Genomic DNA, 23,269 nt, shown 5'->3' with positions numbered 1-23,269 from the left:
TTTACACTAATAATTGTTTAATTTTAAACATTAAATGGTAAAACAAAAAAAATAGATGCCCCTCCTTGAACATTATTTTGTGCCCAGATATTGCCATGATGTAAGGAAATAAACTCACGACAAATCGCAAGTCCCAAGCCCGTTCCACCTGCTCCTTTATTGGTTACGCTACTTTGCGCAAATTTGTCAAAAATATGTTCCAGCTCGTGTTCTGGAATACCCAAACCTTGATCTCGAATCTCTACTTGCACCTGCTCAATAGAAGTAGAAACCAAAATCCGGATCATTGTTTCAGGTTCACTAAATTTAATAGCGTTTCCCACCAAATTACGGACAACTTGATTAATATGCGCGGCGTCGCATTCAATCAAACATTCAGGCTGTTCACTTTCCAATGCTATTTCAATATTTTTTTGTAATGCACTTCCTGAAATATCTTCAATACCCGTTTTGATTATCGACATTAAATCCTGCTGCAGTGGATTAAATGGAAATTGGCCTGCATCCAACTTTGATAAATCGAGTAAATTGTTAAGTAACGATAATAAGCGCTGACCGCTGATTTCGATCCTAGACAGGTATTTTTCTAACTTATCAGTCGGGATAGGATCACTCTCTAGCTTTTCTAAGCCAAACCGTGAAAAGCTTAAGATAGAATGCATTGGCGTGCGTAACTCATGAGACATATTGGCTAAAAACTCGGACTTACTGTGGTTAGCCTTTTCAGCTTGCTCTTTGGCAAGCTGCAGTTCTGCGGTTCTAGTTTGTACTTGCTGCTCAAGTAAAATTTTAGCCTCTCTTAGCAGCTCTTCTTTTTGTTTTAAGTGCGATACATTTTTCAAAATAGCGGCAAATGCACATTCGCCATGAAAATCAATTTCACTAAACGAACCTGCCAGTGGCACCATAAAACCCTGACTATTTTTTACCGTAATCTCACAATGAAACTGTTTATTCTGCATCGCGATAGCAATTGCATCTCTTATTTCATCTGCAGAAGTGCGATCGATTAAATCATAAATAGAACGCCCGATTAATTTATCGCGCTCAACAGCAAATAAAAATGCGCAAGAATCATTAGCCTCAAGAATTAAACCTGATTGAGCAAACAAAACAATTCCATCGGGAGTATTTTTATAAATAACTCGTAATAAGCTATCTTTTTCAATCAATGCATCAACCGTATCTTGTAAACGTTCAACTAATTCATCGTTGTTACGCTTTAATAATTCAGTTTGCCACATACGGTGCAGAGCTTGCAGCAATAAACTCTGATCTAAAGGCTTTTCTAAAACATCATCAACACCAATACGAATCGCTTCGATTAAGGCACTTTGGTGAGGCTGAGACGTAATTAACAAACAACGACAATTAGGATTAATTTGCTTAACTTTTCGATAGATATCAATGCCACTACAATTAGCTAAATTATAATCTGAGACTAAAATATCAATTTTATGAATAATCGATTGTTCGACTGCTTGAGGCAAATTAGTAGCGGTTACCACCTTAATATGAGCCCCTTTAAGGGCTGTTTCTAGCTCCAGCAATTCATCAATTTCACTATCAACTAATAAAACGCGAGGCAGAAGAATTTTAACTTCAGCCTCATTCATCATTAATAAACCTTCTAGAATAGAGATAAGCTCTTTATTATCATAAAAAGGATAAATAACCTGTGCTTCAGGTAACAGCCGAAACATTTCAGAAAATGATTCAAGAACATTACCACCTTGGCTTTTTGGTGCGATAAGTAGTAAAGGAATATTTTTAAATGAGCTTTTAAAGGTTAAAACTAAAGGGATTGGAATACCGTATGCTAGGGCGACCATTTCATAAGATTTTAACTGAATGCTGTCATCAATATCATTAAAATGGCAAAGTGTTACTTCACAACCAATTAACTCCAGTAAAGCCTTAACTCTCATGGCTAATACACTTGAGTTATCGACTATCAATATCCTTTTTAACATAGTTACTTTGTTCTTTTCGTCTTTGCTTACATAGTATTAGCGTAGCTTGTTTTTCTTGTTCTCCCATCTCATGCCAAGATAATATTTCGTTTAATGTACGAAAACAGCCCAAACAAACATCATCGGGTGTTAAACAACAATTTTTTACACAAGGATTATCTGAAGCCATAAAGGTCGATTTGATGACATATAATTTTCAGTATAGAAGATTAGGGATTAAAATTGAAAATAAGAGGATTTGTAGATTTGAATTGGAGCGGCACACGAGGCTCGAACTCGTGACCTCAACCTTGGCAAGGTTGCGCTCTACCAACTGAGCTAGTGCCGCTTTATAAAATTGTCAGTAATTTTCCCGTTGGCGCACAACCTTGAGGTTGCGTCTAACGTTCTGGCAACTGAACTAGTGCCGCTTTATAAAATTGTCAGTAATTTTCCCGTTGGAACACAACCTTGAGGTTGCGTCTAACATTCAGGCAACTGAACTAGTGCCACGTTATAAAATGCCATCACAATATTTCAATTCTCAATGAGAATTTGGAGCGGCACACGAGGCTCGAACTCGTGACCTCAACCTTGGCAAGGTTGCGCTCTACCAACTGAGCTAGTGCCGCTTTATAAAATTGTCAGTAATTTTCCCGTTGGAACACAACCTTGAGGTTGCGTCTAACATTCAGGCAACTGAACTAGTGCCGCTTTATAAAATTGTCAGTAATTTGTTCGTTGGTGAACAACCTTGAGGTTGCGTCTAACGTTCTGGCAACTGAGCTAGTGCCGCTTTATAAAATTGTCAGTAATTTTCCCGTTGGCGCACAACCTTAAGGTTGCGTCTAACGTTCTGGCAACTGAACTAGAGCCGCTTTATAAAATTGTCAGTAATTTTCCCGTTGGAAAACAACCTTGAGGTTGCGTCTAACATTCTGTCAACTGAACTAGAGCCGCTTTATAAAATTGTCAGTAATTTTCCCGTTGGCGCACAACCTTAAGGTTGCGTCTAACATTCAGGCAACTGAACTAGTGCCGCGTTATAAAATTGTCAGTAATTTTCCCGTTGGAACACAACCTTGAGGTTGCGTCTAACATTCAGGCAACTGAACTAGTGCCGCTTTATAAAATTGTCAGTAATTTATTCGTTGGTGCACAACCTTGAGGTTGCGTCTAACATTCTGGCAACTGAACTAGTGCCGCTTTATAAAATTGTCAGTAATTTGTTCGTTGGTGCACAACCTTGAGGTTGCGTCTAACGTTCTGGCAACTGAACTAGGGTCACTTTATAAAATGCCATCACAATATTTCAATTCTCAATGAGAATTTGGAGCGGCACACGAGGCTCGAACTCGTGACCTCAACCTTGGCAAGGTTGCGCTCTACCAACTGAGCTAGTGCCGCTTTATAAAATTGTCAGTAATTTTCCCGTTGGAACACAACCTTGAGGTTGCGTCTAACGTTCTGGCAACTGAACTAGTGCCACTTTATAAAATGCTATCACAATATTTCAATTCTCAATGAGAATTTGGAGCGGCACACGAGGCTCGAACTCGTGACCTCAACCTTGGCAAGGTTGCGCTCTACCAACTGAGCTAGTGCCGCTTTATAAAATTGTCAGTAATTTTCCCGTTGGAACACAACCTTGAGGTTGCGTCTAACGTTCTGGCAACTGAACTAGTGCCGCTTTATAAAATTGTCAGTAATTTTCCCGTTGGAACACAACCTTGAGGTTGCGTCTAACGTTCTGGCAACTGAACTAGGGTCACTTTATAAAATGCCATCACAATATTTCAATTCTCAATGAGAATTTGGAGCGGCACACGAGGCTCGAACTCGTGACCTCAACCTTGGCAAGGTTGCGCTCTACCAACTGAGCTAGTGCCGCTTTATAAAATTGTCAGTAATTTATTCGTTGGTGCACAACCTTGAGGTTGCGTCTAACGTTCTAGCGCCACATTGAAAACTACAATTTTCAATGTGATTATTAAGCGCTTTACTTGGTTTTAAAGCTCTTAATTTACTTACAAAAACGCCCCGAAGGTTTGTCATCCTAAGCGGGGCGAGATTCTACAATATCGAATATTCTTTGCAAGTATTTTTATAAAAAAATTATAACTTAAAGAAATCTTGACGATAAACACGTAGTTCAGCAATCGATTCGTGAATATCTTCCAAAGCTAAATGCACACCTTTTTTCTTAATACTATTAAGCACTTCCGGCTTCCAGCGGCGAGCAAGCTCTTTTATTGTACTGATATCAAGATTACGATAATGGAAATAATCTTCCAGCTCAGGCATATATGCATTTAAAAAACGACGGTCTTGGCCAATAGAGTTTCCGCACATTGGCGACTTCCCTTTCGGTACCCATTTCTCCAAAAAGCTGATCGTCTGCTCAATCGCATCTTGTTCGGTAAAAGAACTTTGTCTGCAACGCGCGGTTAAACCAGAACCACCATGCTGTTTGACACACCACTCATCCATCCCATCCAACAACTCATCAGATTGATGAACAGCGATTACCGGGCCTTCTGCTAATATATTTAAATCACAATCAGTAACGATAGTTGCGATTTCGAGTATTTTATCCGTTTTTGGTTCTAAACCCGTCATTTCGAGATCTAGCCAAATCAAATTTGATTCATGAAAAGACATAAATTACCTTAGCGGTGCTTTCCTTTCGATTTAATGCAATTACATATATCATATTACGCTTCGAGTGTGGATAAAATGCTTTTTTTAAAAAGCACTCCTTTTAATTAAGTTATAGGCGAAAAGTGACAAAACGAAAGAAACTAAGTAATGGCCAATCCCGTAGGATCCAAGCCAATCATGAAAAACGTTTAAGTACAGCCAAACAAAGCGGTACTAAAAATGATGATTCATGGCAAAGTGATAATTTAGGTGTGGCTGAATCGGCCTTAGTGATCAGTCGTTTTGGACAACACGCCGATATAGAAACAAGTAATAATGAACGCTTACGCTGTAATATTCGTCGCACGGTGAGCAATATTGTATGTGGTGATCGTGTTATTTTTCGAAGAGCTAAAGTAAGCGCCGGTGATTTAGCAGGCGTAATTGAAGCTGTAGAAGAGCGTACCAGCCAACTCACTCGTCCTGATTTTTATGACGGTGTAAAAGTAGTTGCCGCCAATATTGACCAAATTTTAATGGTTTCTGCTGCATTACCGGAATTTACTCCAAATATTATTGACCGCTACCTTGTGGCTTGTGAAGATATGGGGATAGAACCCATTCTTATTTTAAATAAAACGGATTTACTCAGCGCCGATACTTTAGCTGAAATTGATGCTGTTTTAGATATTTATCGCAATATTGGTTATCGTGTACATTTAATCAGCACTAAAACAGGCCAAGGGATTGACGAACTTAAAGCATTATTAGTTGATAAAAATAGCATTTTCGTTGGTCAAAGTGGGGTTGGTAAATCAACCTTAGTTAATAGCTTATTACCTGACAGCCAAATTTTAACCCAAATCGTGTCTGAAAATAGTGGCCTTGGCCAACATACCACCACGGTTTCAACACTTCATCATTTACCAAGTGGTGGTAATTTAATTGATTCTCCTGGCATTCGAGAGTTTGGCCTTTGGCATATCGACCCCGATCGCGTTACTTGGTGCTTTACAGAGTTTCGAGAGTATTTAGGGGGCTGTAAATTCAGAGATTGCAAACACCTTAATGACCCTGGCTGCTTATTAACAACAGCACTTAAAGAAGGTAAAATTTCTCAGCTCCGTTTTGATAGCTATCATAAAATTTTACTTTCAATGGAAGATGGCCGCGCCGGTGCTCGCAATCCGCGAGTTTAAGCACTAATTAAAATCATTTGGTCTAGTGGCTTAGTTTTCGCTAGAATTGGCAAAATTTCATTTGGAATGAACAACGTGAGTTTGGATAAATTTAAAATTGCAATGCAGTACGCGATGCCTAAACATTTGGTATCACGTATTGTAGGTAAGTTAGCGGCCGCTGAAGCTGGCGTTGTCACAACGTCATTAATTAAAGCGTTTATCAAACAATATCAAATTGATATGTCTGAAGCTGAATATGAAAACCCTAAACATTATAAAAGTTTTAATGCGTTTTTTACCCGCCCTTTAAAACCGGGGTTACGCACCATTGCACAAGACCCAAGCATAATTGCTCATCCTGTTGATGGCAAAATTAGCCAGTTAGGTGATATTTTGGATGATCGCTTAATTCAAGCTAAAGGCCATGATTTTAGCTTACAAACCTTACTTGGTGGAGATGACGTTGTCGCAATGCCATTCCAAGGCGGTAAGTTTGCCACTATTTATTTAGCCCCAAAAGATTATCACCGAATTCACATGCCAATCGATGGCACGTTAACCAAGATGATTTATGTACCGGGCGATTTATTTTCAGTAAACCCGCTTACAGCACAAAATGTACCTAACTTATTTGCGCGTAATGAACGTGTAGTTGCTATTTTTGATACTGAAATAGGCCCAATGGCAATGGTGCTGGTTGGCGCCACCATCGTTGCTAGTATCGAAACAGTTTGGGCCGGTACGGTGACGCCACCAGCAGGTAAAAGAGTATTTACTTGGGACTATCCAATTTCAAAAGCCGAAAAGATCACCTTGAAAAAAGGTGAAGAAATGGGTCGCTTTAAGCTTGGATCAACCGTAATTTTAGTGTGGCCACAAAATGTCGCTGAGTTTTTAGCAACAGAAGTACCAGGAACAGTCACTAGACTTGGCCAACCTTTTGCTACCATCACTGAAAAAGAAGAGACAACCGAAGCTAACGCTAAGTAATCTTTGTTTTAATAATAAAAAAGGTCTGCATTGCAGACCTTTTTTATTATATTGTTAATATCATACGATGTTTTAAAACATTAGTATTTTTGGGTCCATTACCTAGCTCGTCGTCGGCGTAAAAATAACAGTGCCATTAATCCTGTTAAACTACCAAAAAGAGCCCCACCACCAGATTTTTTCACCTCAGGAGTAACAACCACTGGCGGTTCAACCACAACCGGAGCCGTTAGAACAATTGTTGAACGCTGCTGTGAAATCTGCCCGTGCTCATCAGTAACTTGCAACTGCACATCATAGCTGCCTGCTTGCGCAAAATCATGTTGATAATTAACCTCACTAGACACAACTTTGTTATCCACTTTCCACTCGTAATTAAGCCCAATACTATCGGCATCTTGACTGGCTGAAGCATCAAAATTACAAATAAAATCCTGGCACTGCTCGGTGAAACTGGCTTGTGGCTCAATTAATTGAGTGACATTCGCTGTTAGATTAATTTGCCCCTGTACTGAATACTTATTACTTAATTGATATAAAATTGTTTGTTCACCAATTTGTGGCATTACGAAAGTGACTGTTTTTTCAGTACTTGTACGGCCATCGGGTAATTGCCATACATAGCTAAAATCGGCCGATAAATTTTCAGCTTTCAGCTCGCATTTTGCGCCAATGCAATTCACACTTGCTTGTAACTGGGGTAAACGAGTATCTATTTTAAATGCCGAAACAGGACCAACATTCCCCTTTACATCTTTGGCCTTAAAATAAACAGTCGCTTGGCCATCAATTAAATCAGTCTCACTAAGCTGGGCAATAATCGTTTCGCTTTCAGAATTAGCTATCCCATCAGCAAAATTAGCTGTTTTTAAATTATCTTGATTAGGATAAGCATTCACACTGAAATAGGCCTGTGCAATTGCATGCATAGGCAAAGCACCATTACGTTTGCTAAAACGTGTTTCGGTTGCCATCGCTTTGATACTGATTGAACCATCTTGCATGCCTAGAGGTTCAATATTTTCAATATCGGGCCCTTGGCTTAATAAATAAGGTGCCTCAACCACTTTGGCAGCATAAAGAAGTGCCTCGATGTTATCTGGTTTTAATACTTGCTCGTAATAACTACACGATTGAAAAAAATCAGTTCCAAGCTCAAAAGTAATATGTGCAACCCCTAACTCCCCGTAAGCAAGATTATCTGACGTCCCATCGGTAGGATACAAACCCACCGCTTGTTGGGGCAAATAATTGTTGAAGTAAGCCAGTTTTTTACCTAGCGCCTCAAAGCCTTGATGATTTGGCGATGGTTGCTCAGTATGACCCCATGGCCATAAAATTAAACGGCTGTAGCTATGAATATCAAGATAAAGCCCTTGCGTTGTATCAGGCGCAGCATCACCATCATTTTCACCTCGAACATCGGGATAAAGTGTACGAATATAGTTTTCGATGGCTGCAACTTCAGGTTCAGAGCCTGCCGATGGCCCTCGGTAGGTTTCTTGGCATGCTTCACCACTTGAGCCGCCTTCAACAGTCCCCCAACCAAATGAAAAGTTACGATTTAAATCAACACCAACACTACTGCTCGCACAGTGATTTTCATTATAGTTTTTACGTTGCAATTGGCCTCGTTCTGCTATCTTGCGACCATCGGGATTCGATTGAAATAAAATATGTATTTGATGACGAGCTAAAATCCATGCGATATCAGGATCAGATTTTGCCCCTTCTAACAAGACTTTCGCAAAATCAAGGGTGAGTCCTGCTGTAGCATATTCACGAGCATGCAAAGCGCTTTGGATAAATAATACTGGGGGATTAACTAACGATTTATTACCAATTTTAAGTACATTGAGATCAAATCCAACTTCCCCATGCTGCTTTTGCCAAGAATCACCAATATCAATCCATTGCGTTAAATCGGGATAATCATTAGCAAGTTTTTCAGCTTGGGCAAAGGTTTCTTCAACCGTTGCATAACAAGGATAACCAACAATGCCACTAGTCTGAGCTTGTGCAACTGCATGCTCACTGCGCGCTTGCTCGACTTTATGCATCCAAAGCTCATCCGCTGAGCTCAAAGACACACCACTTTGTTTTAATAACAAGACCTCTGCGTTACTTAATTGTAACAAAACGCCTTTTCCATCATCACCTAATAAGGCATGGTGAAAGCTAATTCGAGTTTTGATTTCTTGCTGCTTATTTTCGAATTTGGCCAGATATACTGGGTTTTCAACCCCAGCCATAAACAGGCTAGACGCAAATAAAAGTGGGCTGAGCAATGCCATCCTTGATAACCACAATTGTAAATTTATTTGTTAAATAAAATATAACATATTAGGCACAATTGACACCTTTGGTTACAGCTTATTTGTCAAAATTTGTAAATCTAGCCTTCTAGGGTGCTCGACAAATTGAACACCCCTCATCTGCTGTCAAATTAAAACGCGTTTGCTTGAAGTTTATTGCGTCAAACACAATAAATTGCGATTGAAAATCATGATCTAGCAGCACATTTAGACATTGTTGTGCTTGCATTGCACCAATAATACCCAATAAAGGAGCAAATACTCCGGCATTACTACAATTTAAATTTTCTTGCGCCGATGAAGGCGGAAATAGACACTGGTAACACCCTTGTGCATCGCGATGACTCTGAAGGTGATTTGCAATACACACTACTTGGCCTTGTATTGCAATTGCGGCACCTGAAATTAAAGGTTTATGTAATTGCACGCAATGCTGATTAACCAAATAACGGGTAGCAAAATTATCACTGCAATCAAGAACAACATCATGACTTGCAATCCACTTCGCCGCATTGTGTTCAGCTAATTTATCAACCACTCCAATACATTCAATTTGATTATTTAAACTCAGCAAGCTTTTTTGCGCCGCAATTACTTTATTTTGACCTAGATGGTTCACTTTATAGAGAATTTGGCGCTGTAAATTACTAAGCTCAACTTTATCATCATCAATTAAGGTTAAATGACCGATGCCAGAAGCGGCTAAATACAATGCTGCAGGTGAACCAAGTCCACCTGCACCAATTATTAATACCTTGCTTTGCTTGAGCTTTTTCTGTCCAGTAAAACCAACTTGCTCTAACATCAACTGGCGGCTATAACGCACCTGCTCTTTGTCTGATAATTCCATCATCGCACTTTATACGCTTAGTATTAAACCTTAATAGCTTGTTGCAACTGACTAATTGCTTGGAGCGGATCTGCCGCTTCAGTAATCGCCCTAACCACAGCAACACTGCCAACACCTGTGGCGGCAACTTCTGGCGCTCGAATTAAATCAATGCCACCAATCGCCACTGTCGGATACGCTTTCATCAGAGGTACAAAATGTTTAAGCTTTTCGAGTCCTTGAATTTGGCCTGTCATGTCTTTAGTAGTCGTGGGGTAAATCGCGCCAAAGGCTAAATAACTCGGTTGATAATTATGTGCTCTGAGCATTTCATAAAAGCCGTGGGTCGATAAACCAAGCTTCAACCCTGCCGCTTTAATTGCGACTAAATCAGCAGTATCAAGATCTTCTTGCCCTAAGTGCACGCCATACGCGCCGTGTTCTATTGCAAGTTGCCAGTGATCATTAATATAAACTCGTGCCTGAAATTGCTGCCCTAGGGCAACAGCGGTTTGAATTTGCTCGGCTAAATTTGGAGTGTCGCTATTTTTAATTCTAAGTTGTACGGTTTTAATGCCATTTTCAAGACAGAGTTTAAGCCAGTCACAATTATCAACCACTGCATATAAGCCCAATTGCTGTGTTTCGGACGGGGAAAATTCTGCTACCACTGGGCGATCCCAAGGCTCCAACTCTAGTTCTTTACCCAGCCAGCTTCCGGCTTCAATGACTGTTGGAAAATCAGCTAAATCATGTGGAAAACCTTTATGAGCCACAGGCCCAATCCCCTGCCCAATGCGAACTGATACCTTTAACCCTTGATTAATGTAAGCTTTAGCTAAAATAAAAGCGTCTTTGAGTGGATAACCAAGCCCTAAACACGCAGCCATACTTGAAGCATAACTACACCCAGTGCCATGATTGTGTGGCGCTATTATTTTTTCATTGCCCAACCAATATTCTTGCCCAGGCACAGCGCAGTAATCCACACAATACCCTTGCGGATAATCCCAATGCCCACCTTTAATCACAGCAGCGCCAACACCTAAATTAAAAAAGGCCTCACTGGCGTCACGCACTGCGCTTGGACCAATTAAATAATGACCAGTGAGAATTTGGGTTTCTTGCGTATTGGGAGTGATCACATCCACCAGCGGCAACAGGGTGTTTTTAAGTGTTGGAATAATGTCATCTTCGGTCAGCGTTTCACCACTTGAAGCCACTGCAACTGGGTCATACACCACTAAAGGCGGCAGCGGCCAATTGGCTTTAAAATGAGCAAGCTTAGCTGCAACAAATTCAACCTGCTGAATATTGGCAAGCAAACCTATTTTGATCACTTTGGCTGGCATATCGCTTTCAAGTGCCGCAAATTGTGACTCTAGTACCTCGATAGTGACAGCATTAATGGCTTCAACACCCATGCTATTTTGTGCCGTTAGCGCAGTAATAATGGTGCAAGCATGGCCACCAAAACTTTCAATTGCTTTAATATCGGCGGCAATGCCAGCACCACCTCCGCTATCAGAACCTGCGATTGTCCAAATAATACTTTTCAAAATTAACTGCTCACTCTTATCAATTAGTTCAATAAATGCGACTTAACACATGTTTAATTCTGGTGCCAAAACGGCATACCCATGGTGGGTGTAGAGGGTTTAGCCAGCTCTTTTTCAGGCATGGCTTGCGCTAAATAGCCCGCACGTCCAGCCTCTACCGCAGCAGCAAAACCTTTTGCCATTAAAACGGGGTCGCCTGCTTGGGCGATGGCAGAATTAAGTAAAACCGCATCATACCCTATTTCCATTGCTTGGCAGGCATGAGAAGGTAAACCTAACCCCGCATCAACCAATAAAGTCGTATTTGGTAGGCGTTCACGTATTACTTTTAAGTTATAAGGGTTAAGTAAACCTTTACCTGTACCAATGGGTGCGCCCCACGGCATTAGTACTTCACAACCAAGCTCAACTAATTTTTGGCAAATAACTAAATCATCAGTGCAATAGGGTAAGACTTCAAAACCATCTGCAATCAAAATACGCGTTGCTTCAAGCAGAGCTATTGGATCGGGCTGTAAGTTATATTCATCGCCCAATAACTCAAGTTTGATCCAATTCGTTTGAAAAACCTCACGACACATTTGCGCCAAAGTCACGGCCTCTTGGACACTATAACAGCCTGCGGTATTTGGCAGAATATTAAGCCCGGTTTGTTTGATCAGCTGCCAAAAATCGGCACCTGCTTCAACTGTCCCTTGGCGACGCAAGGATACCGTCACCACTGAAGCATTAGATGCAACGATCGAATCGAGCATCACTTGTGGTGAAGGATAAAGTGCCGAACCAATAAACAAACGGCTATTAAGGGCTTTGCCATAAATAGTCAAAGGCTTATCAAATAATTCCATAGTTAGCCTCCTTGAATTGGCGAGAGTAATTCAATGCTATCACCGGCTTGTATTTGATAATCATCACAACGGCTGCGAGGTACAAACGTTTGATTCACCGCCACCGCAAAAGGCTCTTTTGCACCTTGGTGCTGTAACAGCTCTGTTAAATTTATTTGTGCGGTTGCCAAGGCCAAAGTTTGACCATTAAAAATAATATTCATGTTTTTTAATCCACGCGTTGCACAAGGCCAGCTAAATGCGCGCTGGCTGGCATAAAATCAAATTCTAATAATAAGTGCTGCGCTTGGCGTACCACTTCATCGACCAAAACGGGTGCCAGTAAATAACCATGGCGATACAAACCATTTATACTAATCAATTGTTTATTGAGGGTAATTTGTGGGCGGTTATCAACAAAGCTTGGCCGCAAGCCACTTTTTAAGCTGATAATTTTCGCCTCTGCAAACCCCGAATCAATGGTGTAAGCTGCCGATAACAATTCAAGGGTTGAGCGCACCGTAACAGCCCCTTCATCTTGCGACTCAATTTCTGTAGCGCCAATCACAAACTCATGATTCGGTTTGGGCACAATATAAATCGGATATCGGGGATGCATTAAACGTACAGGCCGTGATAACGCCACTTCAGGTGCATAAACGCGCGCCACTTCTCCGCGCACACCACGAAGCTTTGTTAAATCAGGCTTGGCACCCAATCCACGACAATCTATCACTAAATCAAATGCCTGCCCTGCAATTTCATTACCATTAATGCTCACTCTGCTACCAAAATGCCAAGTAATATCTTTTTGCAACAAAGTCTCACAGCTGGCTTGATAAAAAGCGGCATTATCAAGTTGACCTTCGCAAGGCAAAAAAATACCTTTTTGAAAACGAGTACCTAGGGCGGGTTCTAATTGATTAATTTGCTCACGGTTGAGCCATTGAGCTTGTTGCTGCTCAAGCGGCTTTAAACGATTAGCGAATAACTGCAAATCGGCAAAATCTTGTGGATGCGCCACAATCAGCGCACCCTGTTGTTGAAAAAACACATCGCCATTTAAGTGCCCTATTATCTCAGGCCAACGAGCAATAGCGCGCAAACCAAGCTCAGCTAAATCAGGCTCACACAACACCGATTCAGCCTGTGGCGCTAACATCGCTGCTGCAACCGCTCCGGCACTACTTGCGGCTTGTATATCACTGGCTTCAAAAATACTCAGCGTAAATTCATCAGCCAACCCTAAAGCAGCCAGCCTACCAGTTAAACCAAACCCCACAATCGCAATGTGTTTTTTCATAATGATGCTTCGCCTCATTTAGCCAACTGGATGATAAAGCTCAGAACCTGATTTCTTGAATTCTTCAGATTTAGCCTTCATTTCAGCTTCAACATCGACCATTTTGATGGTGATAGCATCCCCTGCATTATTAGGGTCAATACCGCGCGCCTCTAAATCATTGGCGTAATCACGCACTTCTTGTGAAATTTTCATCGAGCAGAACTTAGGGCCACACATGGAACAAAAATGGGCCACTTTACCCGACTCTTGCGGTAAGGTTTCATCGTGATATTCACGAGCGCGATCAGGATCAAGCCCAAGATTAAACTGATCATGCCAACGAAACTCAAACCGCGCTTTCGACAACGCGTTATCACGTACTTGTGCACCCGGGTGGCCTTTGGCTAAATCGGCGGCATGGGCTGCAATTTTATAAGTGATTAAACCTTCTTTTACATCTTCTTTATTTGGTAAACCTAAATGCTCTTTTGGCGTGACATAACAAAGCATTGCACAGCCGTACCACGCAATTTGCGCCGCACCTATGCCTGAGGTGATATGATCATAACCTGGCGCAATATCAGTAGTCAGTGGACCAAGGGTATAAAACGGCGCTTCGTCACAATGTTTAAGTTGCTCTTCCATATTGGCTTTGATCATATGCATGGGCACATGGCCTGGCCCTTCAATAAATACCTGCACATCGTGTTTCCACGCTTTTTTAGTTAACTCACCTAAGGTGCGTAATTCCGAAAATTGTGCTTCATCGTTGGCATCGGCAATTGAACCTGGGCGCAGGCCATCACCGAGCGAGAAACAAACATCGTACTGTTTCATGATTTCGCAGATATCTTCAAAGTGGGTATAAAGAAAGTTTTCTTTATGATGTGCCAAACACCATTTGGCCATAATAGATCCGCCACGCGATACAATGCCCGTGACACGCTTTGCGGTCATTGGCACATAGCGCAATAACACACCAGCATGAATGGTGAAATAGTCGACCCCTTGCTCCGCTTGCTCAATCAAGGTATCGCGGAATATTTCCCACGTAAGGTCTTCTGCCACCCCATTTACTTTTTCAAGCGCTTGGTAAATTGGCACAGTACCAATGGGTACTGGGGAGTTACGTACCACCCATTCACGGGTTTCGTGGATATAACGACCGGTTGATAAATCCATCACGGTATCGGCGCCCCAACGGGTTGACCAGACTAGTTTTTCGACTTCTTCTTCGATTGATGAGGTCACAGATGAATTACCAATGTTGGCGTTCACTTTGACTAAAAAGTTACGCCCGACAATCATTGGTTCTGATTCTGGATGATTGATATTGTTTGGTAAAATCGCACGACCACGGGCAATTTCATCACGCACAAATTCAGGGGTAATAAATTCTGGAATACTTGCACCGAACGACTCACCGGCATGCTGCTGTGCCAGAATCTCTTCGCGTAATTTAGCGCGCCCCATGTTTTCACGGATCGCGACATATTCCATTTCGGGTGTGACGATACCTTGGCGGGCATAATGCATTTGTGTCACATTTTTACCCGCTACAGCGCGGCGTATTTTAGGTAAATGCTCAAAACGAATATGATCTAATCCTTCGTCAGCCATACGTTGCTGTGAAAACTGTGAGGTGACTGAATCAAGTAACTCGGTATCGTTACGGTCTTTAATCCATTGCTCACGAAACTTTGGTAAACCATGGCGCACATCGAGTTTAAAATCAGGATCGGTATAAGGCCCTGAGGTATCGTACACTCTGACTGGGTCGTTTTTCTCTAAAATTGGATTTTCTTCTGTACCACCTTTAAAGCTATCGCCTAAGGTGATTTCGCGCATACCGACATTTACGCCTTTTTGCTGCCCGGCTACATATACTTTGGCTGAATTTGGAAAAGGTTGACCGGTAAGGTTATAGATAAAATCTGACGCTGCCTGTCTTGTTTCACGACGAGAAGGCTTACTTGCATTGCTGTTATTTTGTGACATGACGCACCTCATTGAACATTAATGATGGTCTTGTCAGAGATCTTTGGCTTTCAAGATGTGTGCATAAACACTGAAAAAAGGTTCAAGGTGACCGAAGTCTTTGCATCATTTGGGGGAGAGTGCACATTTTTCGAGTGCACAAACACACCCGAATGAGGGCAGCTTGTTTCCTACGCAGATATTAGTCTGTTCAGGTTCACGGATCCCGCTTTCGCGATCTCAGCCATAATTAGTTTCCTAACTTAGGCACTCCGACAAGTAACTGACGCTAGTGTACTGATCCTAAATTTGAGACGCAACTGCCAAATATCGCAAAGCTGTTAATTTTTAGTATTAGGGCATGCAAACTATTAACGAAATTGCCACAGCAGCACGATTAAATAATTGCTATTATTGAGTATTGTTTCAATATTGAGTATTTTCATGCGATTAGCCGCCATTTTCACGTTATTTGTAGCGTTTTTGCTGACAGGCTGTCAATCAACCAGCCAAAACCTCAATAAAAAAATTAAATTTAATCAATATCAGTTGGTTGTTTTAGACAATGTGGTTTTAACCGATCCAAATATTAAGCTCAGCTTTAGCGATGGACTGAGAGTACATGGTTTTACCGGTTGTAATCGTTTTTTTGGCCAAGGTAAATTAAGTCACAATCAATTTAAAATTGATGAACTTGGCATGAGCCGCAAACGTTGCGACCCGCAATTAACTCAACAAGAAGAGCTGATTATTGATACCTTAAGCCAAATGGCTTCATTAACAGTTGAGCGCGACCAACTCATTATTGCTGGTCGCCATCATTTAACATTTAAGCGTATCGCTTCATTGTAATTACGAGCTCTGAATCGGAAATAATGCGTCAATTTCAGCTGGCACAAACGGGCGACCACGCTCATTCACTGATGTGCCAGTAATAACCGCAGCCACCACCAGCTTATCATCGCATGTTCTAAATATTTGCTGCTCAAATGCAAACTTAAGCTTTGATGTGCGTTTAGGTGTAACTAGCACATAAAACTCATCGCCCGGCACTAAAGACGCTTTAAAGTCGATTTCACTGCGAATAACCACAAGATTAATTTTATCTGCCGCCAATTTGGCAAAATCAACATTATTTGCATGTAAAAATTCATGGCGTGCATGTTCTAAATAATTAAAATAAACGCCATTATTAACAATACCTTGTAAATCACATTCGTAATCACGTACTTTTAAGTCAATTCGAAAAACCATTTTGAATCTCTTGAATAATAATTTTTAGGCTTTATATCACAGCTAAGCCCTCATTATGGTATGACGACTACCACAAATTTATTTATTAAAAGACTCCCCCATCCTCAGCAACTAGTTTGGTTATATGATAAAGCTAAATTTAAACCCAACTAAAATGGCAATGTCTTTATAAAGTTTGGACTTTTTTATACACTACAGCCCCCAAATTAGGACAAGTGAACTTTAATGAATTTACGTACCTCTTTACTCGCGCTAGCAATCAGCCAGGCCATAGCGCTTCCTCTTCTTGCTGATGACACCGCCATTGAGCGTATCTCAATCACTGGGGATTTTAAAAAAGAAAGCATTCAAACCCTAAGCGCTAGTGCTTCAGTTTTTTCTGAAGCTGAGATTAGCCAGCGCAATGCCTCCTATTTAGACGAATTACTCGCTGCAGCCGCAAATGTTAATTTTACCGCTGGAGCTTCGCGCGGTCGCTTTGTGCAAATTCGTGGCGTTGGCTTACGCTCTCAGTTTGTAGATCCTATCAACCCTTCGGTTGGAGTGATTATTGATGGCATTAATTATTCGGGCTTAGGTGGCGCTGCGCTTTTATTTGATAGCCAACAAGTTGAAATTTATCGTGGTCCTCAAGGCACGCGCTTTGGAGCGGATGCCCTCGCAGGTATGATCAATATAAATACCGCATTACCAAGCCAAGAGCAGCAGCTGAAAATCAAATTGGGTGCAGGAACTTATAACAGCTCAGAAGCAGGCCTCGCATTTGGCCAAGGTTTAACTGATACAACAGCATTTCACGGCAGTGTCTATCAATCAAACAGCGATGGTTTTGTAAACAACCCCTACTTAGGCATTAAAGATGGCCAAGGGCGCGATGAATTTGTCGGCCGCGTAAAAGTATCACAGCAATGGAGTGATGAATTTTCAAGCCTTGCAACCGTGCACTATACCGACATCAATAACGGTTATGATGGCTTTACGCTAGATAATAGCCGCACCAGTGTTGCCGATGAGCCAGGTGAAGATAATCAATTGAGCAAAGCCTTCGCCTTACATAATACATACACAGGTTTAACTGCTGCCAATGTTGAATTTAACCTCACAGCAATGAATTCTGAGTTACTTTACAGCTATGACGAAGATTGGGTCTGTAATGATGTAAACGAAGCGACACTTTGCGAAGCGGGTTTGCATGATTGGGGTTATAGCTCAACAGATGCCTATTTACGTGAGCGTGCCGACCGCACTGCTGAATTAAACGTTAAAGGCAAAGAGCAAAACTGGGTGGCAGGACTTTATTACCAAAGTCGTGATGTAGATTTAACTCGCCAATATACTTGGCAATCTAAAGACTTTACCTCGTCTTATCAAACACAAAACGTGGCGCTATTTGGCCAATATGAGCATAACATCGACGAAAAAACACGTTTAATTACCGGCTTACGGTTAGAGCGTTACCAAGGCGACTATCTCGATAATAATGGTTTTAGTAAAGAAACCGACGATACCATGCTAGGTGGAAAACTTGCGCTTGAGCACGATGTAAAAGACCGCACCATGATTTACACCAGCTTGTCTCGTGGCTATAAAGCAGGTGGCATTAACGGTGAAGCATTAGCAAAAGCACAAGATGACGGGCTTGAAATCGATGTAAACAATCACTATTTTGCCCCAGAATACTTGTGGAATGCAGAATTTGGCGTAAAAGGTATTTCGCTTGATAACCGTACCGTTTTACGTTTAACCGCTTTTTATATGTACCGTGAAGATATTCAGTTAAAAAACTGGAAAGTAGCCGGACAAAAATTTTCCGGATATATCGATAATGCCAGTTCTGGTACCAACTATGGGTTAGAAATTGATGGCTCATACCAACTAACCGATCGCATTACCTTAACAGGTAGCGTTGGCTACCTTGAAACCAAAATCAATGATTTTGTGACCTCTTCAGGCCTAGATAAAGACGGTGATGAACAAGCTCAAGCACCTAAATATCAATACGCATTTAATGTTAATTTTGCTGCGTCTGAGCATGTTTTAATCAATATCGGCTTGGAAGGTAAAGACGATTATTACTTCTCTGATAGCCATTATTCAAAATCGAATAATTATAATTTAATGAATGCCAAAATCGCCTATCAGCGTGATAACTGGGAGCTAAGTGCTTGGTCACGCAATGTATTTGATAAAGACTATGCGGTACGTGGCTTTGAGTTTGGCAATGATCCACGAGATGGTTACGACACGCATACCTATGTGCAATATGGCGAGCCTCGCGTGGCTGGCGTTACCTTCAACTATGGTTTTTAAGCGCAAATATTATCCATTAAAGGATCAGCCATTATCTGCTGATCCTTGCAAATTACGAGATTAAACAATGCAACTTTCAGTAGAAATCAGCAAATACCCACTGCATCAAGATTATATACCGTTCATTAAAGGATTTATTGACCGCTTAAATGAGCACTCAGGCTTAAAGGTGATCACCAATACCATGTCGACTCAAGTTTTTGGCGAGTATGACTTAGTAATGAGTGTACTAAGCCAAGAAATAAAACGCTCGTATCAAGAATTTGGTAAAGCGATTTTTGTCTGTAAATTTATCAGCGGTGATTTATCACCCGAACAAGCATGAGCGAGTTTTTAACTTCAACTGTCAGCGGTTTCACTGCAATGTCTCATTGGGAATACATTGCAGTAGCTCTTTCGATGGCCTATTTATTATTAGCGATAAGAGAAAGCTTATGGTGTTGGCCGGCCGCATTTTTTAGCACCGCTATTTATACGTTACTTTTTTGGAATGGCGCGTTGCTGATGGAATCAGCTCTTAATGTTTATTACCTCTTGATGGCGATTTATGGCTGGACGATTTGGCGCTTTAAAGGCAGTAAAAATAATACCACAGCCTCAATCCAATCTTGGTCAGCCTTACGCCACTGCAATATTATTTTGGCCACCTCAATAGCCAGTATTGCTTTTGGCTTTATCATGAAAAATTATACTCATGCAGACTTTGCTTATCTTGATAGCTTTACCACCTGCTTTGCTATCGTAAGTACCTATTTAGTAGCACAAAAAGTACTTGAAAACTGGCTTTATTGGATTGTAATTGATGCTGCATCTATGTATCTCTATTTCGAAAAAGGCTATTACCCTACCTTAGTACTTTTTATTTTTTATACCGTAATGGCAGCGTGGGGATTTAAAACATGGCATCAGCAATATCAGCAAAACTCTATCGAAACTGACTGTGCACCCGCTTAAATTTAATCACTATGGCCCTTTTCCTGACGCACTATTAAGTGTCACAAGTCAGTTATTGCCCAATGAACAGCTCCAGTCAGCACAATACCTTAAAGCGGGTTTGAGCAACGCTAATTACTGGCTAAAAACCAATAAACAAGAATATTTGCTTAAATTTTATCAAGCATCGTTTCCACAACCACAATTAGAGATGCAGCAACACCTCGCTTCTTTAGGTTTATGCCCTGATGTTATTAAGAGCGACCTCAAAGCTAATTTAGCGTTATTTGATTTTATGCCAGGTGAAAACCCAAAAATGCTAGAGTTTAAGCCTCTGCTTAAGCTACTGAGCCAATTACATCAACAGCAATCGAACAGCCCCGCACTTAGTTTTACCGATTATTTTGCACAGTACAGCACACTTAATTACTACGCTGAGTTTTCAACATTAATAGATAATTTATTAGAAAATAAAGCGAAGTTCGAAGCAACACCTGGCTACTGTCACAATGATTTACTGATCAATAACATCATAGTGAATCGAGATAAAAATGAAACGAAATGGTTTTTGATTGATTTTGAATATGCCGCTAATAATGACGTTTTTTTTGATTTGGCTGCACTGTGCTGCGATTTTAAACTTGAGGAAAATTCAGAAACAGATTTACTACACTATTACCTAGGCCATAATAGATTAAAGATCGATTTAGCTCAGGCCAAAACAAAACTACATTGCTTTAAGTTAATTTACTGTTTGTTATGCTACTTTTGGTATGCTTCACGTCAACTGCAACCAGAGGCTGGGCTGACGTATCAGCAAATCCAAACACTTCTACTATTAAAGAGTTAAATCCCGCCTATGCGTTCTGCAAGCTCTTTATAACGCTGTACGTCATCTTCATTAAACATCGCATTGCCAGCATCATCTTTATCTTTACCAATCAATAAGCTCTCACGCTCTAAACGCTTAACACGCTCAACTTGGACACCTAAATACTCTGCAACTTGCTCAATTGTCATTAATGCCATCAGACTCTCCTAGAATTCATATTTAAAAAAGTGAAACCACTCTACATAATTAAAGCGCAATTGACTAAAATTGCTAGAAAATATCCTAACACAGAAATAAAAAATGAAATATCGTTGATTTAATAAGCATCTAGCATATTCGCGCTAGCATTTAGCCAAAGATACATTTATTATTGCCCTCGAGCTTCTCGCTCATCACCTCGATACGCTCTCGTAGTGAAATGGATATCACGTGGCCCTCCGGAGGCTAAAGTGCAGGTTCGATTCCTGCCGAGAGCGCCAAAAAAAATTAAAAGGAAAATGCTTACATTAAATAGCACTTTCCTATAATTCTATAAATCTTCCAACTTTATATTCTTATTTGCTTCGAATAGCATTTCATTACCATAAATCGATAAATGATTATCGTCAAAATAATATGGATTACCATTTTCACTTTGAGTTTTTAAATAATCATTAACTCGTAAAAATGGGTCAAAATAAGACATATTACGCTCTTTCGCAAATGCTTTGATGAATTCATTATATTCAGGATAATCTTTTTGAACTTCAACCACAGCAAGACAATTAAAATGTAAACGGTAACAATTTACAAGCCGATTCAATTTAATGCTCCAACGAGGTGGCTGCGCTAAAAATATTATCTTATTTTTAGCTGTATCTATATCAGCTACAATTTTACTCAAAGCTTCAAAGGCACTAACTTTTGATATTAAAGCATCCCACCTATACGCTATAAAAATATAATCCGCAGAGTCATACTTATCCAGTAAATACTGTTTAATGGGGTTACATTTCACTGAATCGGTATCAGGCTCACAACCTCCCGATGCAATTAATTTAGTTGCCAAACCATTATCACTTGCAAGACTACTAATAAAAGTAAAGTAATGTTCAGCGTGACTATTACCGAAAAGTAGCACTTCCCCTTTAATTGATAATGGCGACACAGCTTCACAACCTAAGCTTATCAACGATGGGCATATACTTTTGTCAAGGTGAGTGAATGCTTTATTTGCATTAAAATTATGCGAGGATAACCTTTTAGGATATCCATGAGTTGAGATAATGAAATAACCTAAAATCATAATTAGCAAACTGGGGACTATCAAGAAACATAGCAGAGACTTTAAAAATCCAGTTTTAATAATTCGAAATGGCTTTTCTACATAATAATATGAAATTAGGGAAAGGACTAGAATAATACCTATCGCCAGAAACTGCACCATCAGTGGTAAAGCATATCCTTCTGTACTTAAAATATATCTGAAGAAAGCTAAAACAGGCCAATGCATCAAATATAAAGAATAAGATATTAGACCAACCTTAACTAAAAAATTTGAACCTAAAAAATTATTTATACTTGTATTTTTTGAAGCAATTAATACACATACGGCAATACAGACAGGTAAAACAACAAGCCCTGGAAATCGAGTTGAGGAATCGAGAAAAATCAAAAAAAGTAGAATGATTAACAGTGAAGTACTTGCCAGAAAATTGCTAGATAAATATTTATTCTTATGCTCGTAGAGATATACGGCTAAAATAGAACCACTTAATAACTCACCAGCCCTAGTTGGTAGACTGTAGTAAGCTAACTTGTTAAGTTCATTACTGTATGCCCAAAAAGTCCCTAAGAAGAAAGAAAAGAAAGCAATTAAAGTAAAACAAATTAGCACTCGTTTTGGAAAAAACTTCAGCAAAAAAATAAGTAAAACTGGCAATATAAAATAATATTGCTCTTCAACAGCTAATGACCAAGTATGGAGAAGGGGCCACTCAGAAGAGTCTGCTGCAAAATAATCATTGGTTCGAAAAGCATATTGAATATTAGAAGAAAAAAACAAGGTTGATAATGCAGATATCGACAGCTTATAGTATTCGTAAGGTAAAAAAACGAAATACCCGACAATTAAAGTGAGAAAAAGCATAAAAAAGAAAGCGGGTAATATCCGTTTTACTCTGCGAGTATAAAAATTGCTATAACTAAAATTACCTTTTTTAAGTTCTGAATAAACTATATTTGTGATCAAGTATCCGGATATCACAAAAAAGATATCAACACCTAAATATCCTCCTGGCAAATACTGATGGTCAAAATGAAAAAATAAAACGGATAAAACAGCTATGGCTCTTAACCCATCAATATCAGCTCTGTAATTACCTTTCATTTAACCCCTCTTTAAAA

At 40.2% G+C, this 23,269-nt stretch carries 20 protein-coding genes, 6 tRNA genes and 1 riboswitch; of the genes, 8 read left to right on the top strand and 18 right to left on the bottom strand.

What is annotated here, in order from left to right; genetic code table 11:
- Positions 1-23: 23 nt before the first annotated feature.
- From PTUN_RS02940 to orn, 8 genes are all read right to left on the bottom strand, one after another.
- Positions 24-1,973 carry a hybrid sensor histidine kinase/response regulator gene (locus PTUN_RS02940; RefSeq protein ID WP_009838195.1) on the bottom strand — a complete coding sequence of 650 codons (1,950 nt, stop codon included), beginning with the start codon at positions 1,971-1,973 and terminating at the stop codon, positions 24-26.
- Positions 1,945-2,142: a DUF1289 domain-containing protein gene (locus tag PTUN_RS02935; protein ID WP_009838194.1), complete on the bottom strand. Its 198-nt coding sequence runs from the start codon at positions 2,140-2,142 to the stop codon at positions 1,945-1,947. Before PTUN_RS02935 ends, PTUN_RS02940 begins: the two co-directional genes overlap by 29 nt.
- Before the next feature lie 83 nt (positions 2,143-2,225).
- Positions 2,226-2,301 (bottom strand) — tRNA-Gly (locus tag PTUN_RS02930).
- 207 nt (positions 2,302-2,508) lie between these two features.
- A tRNA-Gly gene (locus tag PTUN_RS02925) sits at positions 2,509-2,584 on the bottom strand.
- A gap of 699 nt (positions 2,585-3,283) precedes the next feature.
- Positions 3,284-3,359 (bottom strand) — tRNA-Gly (locus tag PTUN_RS02920).
- Positions 3,360-3,484: 125 nt separating this feature from the next.
- Positions 3,485-3,560 (bottom strand) — tRNA-Gly (locus PTUN_RS02915).
- 207 nt (positions 3,561-3,767) lie between these two features.
- Positions 3,768-3,843: transfer RNA gene (locus PTUN_RS02910), tRNA-Gly, on the bottom strand.
- A gap of 224 nt (positions 3,844-4,067) precedes the next feature.
- The gene (gene orn, locus PTUN_RS02905) at positions 4,068-4,613 is read right to left on the bottom strand and encodes an oligoribonuclease (protein WP_009838193.1); all 546 of its coding nucleotides are present in this window, start codon (positions 4,611-4,613) and stop codon (positions 4,068-4,070) included.
- Positions 4,614-4,735: 122 nt separating this feature from the next.
- Between orn and rsgA the strand changes: the two genes are divergently transcribed.
- Positions 4,736-5,791, top strand: a complete 1,056-nt coding sequence (gene rsgA / locus PTUN_RS02900; RefSeq protein ID WP_009838192.1) for a small ribosomal subunit biogenesis GTPase RsgA — start codon at positions 4,736-4,738, stop codon at positions 5,789-5,791.
- A 75-nt stretch (positions 5,792-5,866) separates the two neighbouring features.
- Entirely contained in the window at positions 5,867-6,763 is an 897-nt protein-coding gene (asd, locus tag PTUN_RS02895; protein ID WP_040643811.1) for an archaetidylserine decarboxylase, read from the top strand.
- Positions 6,764-6,861: 98 nt separating this feature from the next.
- Here asd and PTUN_RS02890 read toward each other — a convergent pair whose 3' ends face one another.
- The 7 genes from PTUN_RS02890 to thiC all read right to left on the bottom strand — a co-directional run bounded on the left by PTUN_RS02890 (position 6,862) and on the right by thiC (position 15,576).
- Positions 6,862-9,057, bottom strand: a complete 2,196-nt coding sequence (locus PTUN_RS02890) for a M14 family zinc carboxypeptidase (RefSeq protein ID WP_009838190.1) — start codon at positions 9,055-9,057, stop codon at positions 6,862-6,864.
- Positions 9,058-9,166: 109 nt separating this feature from the next.
- Entirely contained in the window at positions 9,167-9,931 is a 765-nt protein-coding gene (locus tag PTUN_RS02885) for a HesA/MoeB/ThiF family protein (RefSeq protein WP_040643810.1), read from the bottom strand.
- Positions 9,932-9,951: 20 nt separating this feature from the next.
- Entirely contained in the window at positions 9,952-11,466 is a 1,515-nt protein-coding gene (thiE, locus tag PTUN_RS02880) for a thiamine phosphate synthase (RefSeq protein WP_009838188.1), read from the bottom strand.
- 53 nt (positions 11,467-11,519) lie between these two features.
- The gene (locus tag PTUN_RS02875) at positions 11,520-12,314 is read right to left on the bottom strand and encodes a thiazole synthase (RefSeq protein WP_009838187.1); all 795 of its coding nucleotides are present in this window, start codon (positions 12,312-12,314) and stop codon (positions 11,520-11,522) included.
- A 2-nt stretch (positions 12,315-12,316) separates the two neighbouring features.
- The gene (thiS, locus tag PTUN_RS02870) at positions 12,317-12,517 is read right to left on the bottom strand and encodes a sulfur carrier protein ThiS (protein WP_009838186.1); all 201 of its coding nucleotides are present in this window, start codon (positions 12,515-12,517) and stop codon (positions 12,317-12,319) included.
- Between the two features lie 5 nt (positions 12,518-12,522).
- On the bottom strand, positions 12,523-13,596 hold the full coding sequence (locus PTUN_RS02865) for an FAD-dependent oxidoreductase (protein WP_009838185.1): 1,074 nt from the start codon (positions 13,594-13,596) through the stop codon (positions 12,523-12,525).
- An 18-nt stretch (positions 13,597-13,614) separates the two neighbouring features.
- Complete coding sequence (gene thiC / locus PTUN_RS02860) at positions 13,615-15,576, bottom strand: phosphomethylpyrimidine synthase ThiC (protein WP_009838184.1); 1,962 nt, start codon at positions 15,574-15,576, stop codon at positions 13,615-13,617.
- Positions 15,577-15,726: 150 nt separating this feature from the next.
- A riboswitch (TPP riboswitch) is annotated at positions 15,727-15,840 on the bottom strand.
- Positions 15,841-15,999: 159 nt separating this feature from the next.
- Here thiC and PTUN_RS02855 point away from each other — a divergent pair.
- The gene (locus PTUN_RS02855; RefSeq protein WP_009838183.1) at positions 16,000-16,407 is read left to right on the top strand and encodes an META domain-containing protein; all 408 of its coding nucleotides are present in this window, start codon (positions 16,000-16,002) and stop codon (positions 16,405-16,407) included.
- Here PTUN_RS02855 and PTUN_RS02850 read toward each other — a convergent pair whose 3' ends face one another.
- Positions 16,408-16,809: an acyl-CoA thioesterase gene (locus PTUN_RS02850; protein ID WP_009838182.1), complete on the bottom strand. Its 402-nt coding sequence runs from the start codon at positions 16,807-16,809 to the stop codon at positions 16,408-16,410. It abuts the gene before it with no gap.
- Positions 16,810-17,034: 225 nt separating this feature from the next.
- Here PTUN_RS02850 and PTUN_RS02845 point away from each other — a divergent pair, with 225 nt between their 5' ends.
- From PTUN_RS02845 to PTUN_RS02830, 4 genes are all read left to right on the top strand, one after another.
- Entirely contained in the window at positions 17,035-19,119 is a 2,085-nt protein-coding gene (locus PTUN_RS02845; protein WP_009838181.1) for a TonB-dependent receptor, read from the top strand.
- 67 nt (positions 19,120-19,186) lie between these two features.
- The gene (locus PTUN_RS02840) at positions 19,187-19,444 is read left to right on the top strand and encodes a YkoF family thiamine/hydroxymethylpyrimidine-binding protein (RefSeq protein WP_009838180.1); all 258 of its coding nucleotides are present in this window, start codon (positions 19,187-19,189) and stop codon (positions 19,442-19,444) included.
- Positions 19,441-20,073, top strand: a complete 633-nt coding sequence (gene pnuC, locus PTUN_RS02835) for a nicotinamide riboside transporter PnuC (protein WP_009838179.1) — start codon at positions 19,441-19,443, stop codon at positions 20,071-20,073. The genes PTUN_RS02840 and pnuC overlap by 4 nt, the downstream gene beginning before the upstream one ends.
- Positions 20,060-20,902: a phosphotransferase gene (locus tag PTUN_RS02830; protein ID WP_009838178.1), complete on the top strand. Its 843-nt coding sequence runs from the start codon at positions 20,060-20,062 to the stop codon at positions 20,900-20,902. Before pnuC ends, PTUN_RS02830 begins: the two co-directional genes overlap by 14 nt.
- Here PTUN_RS02830 and PTUN_RS02825 read toward each other — a convergent pair.
- Positions 20,899-21,081, bottom strand: a complete 183-nt coding sequence (locus tag PTUN_RS02825) for a MerR family transcriptional regulator (protein WP_009838177.1) — start codon at positions 21,079-21,081, stop codon at positions 20,899-20,901. The genes PTUN_RS02830 and PTUN_RS02825 overlap by 4 nt on opposite strands.
- Positions 21,082-21,288: 207 nt before the next feature.
- On the opposite strand from PTUN_RS02825, the gene PTUN_RS02820 reads away from it, so the two are divergent.
- Positions 21,289-21,363: transfer RNA gene (locus PTUN_RS02820), tRNA-Arg, on the top strand.
- Between the two features lie 50 nt (positions 21,364-21,413).
- On the opposite strand, the gene PTUN_RS02815 is transcribed toward PTUN_RS02820, so the two are convergent.
- On the bottom strand, positions 21,414-23,252 hold the full coding sequence (locus tag PTUN_RS02815) for an acyltransferase family protein (protein WP_009838176.1): 1,839 nt from the start codon (positions 23,250-23,252) through the stop codon (positions 21,414-21,416).
- Positions 23,253-23,269 lie beyond the last annotated feature (17 nt).

The organism is Pseudoalteromonas tunicata, assembly GCF_002310815.1.
Classification (GTDB): domain Bacteria; phylum Pseudomonadota; class Gammaproteobacteria; order Enterobacterales; family Alteromonadaceae; genus Pseudoalteromonas; species Pseudoalteromonas tunicata.
This window is presented reverse-complemented; position numbering and strand designations above follow the sequence as displayed.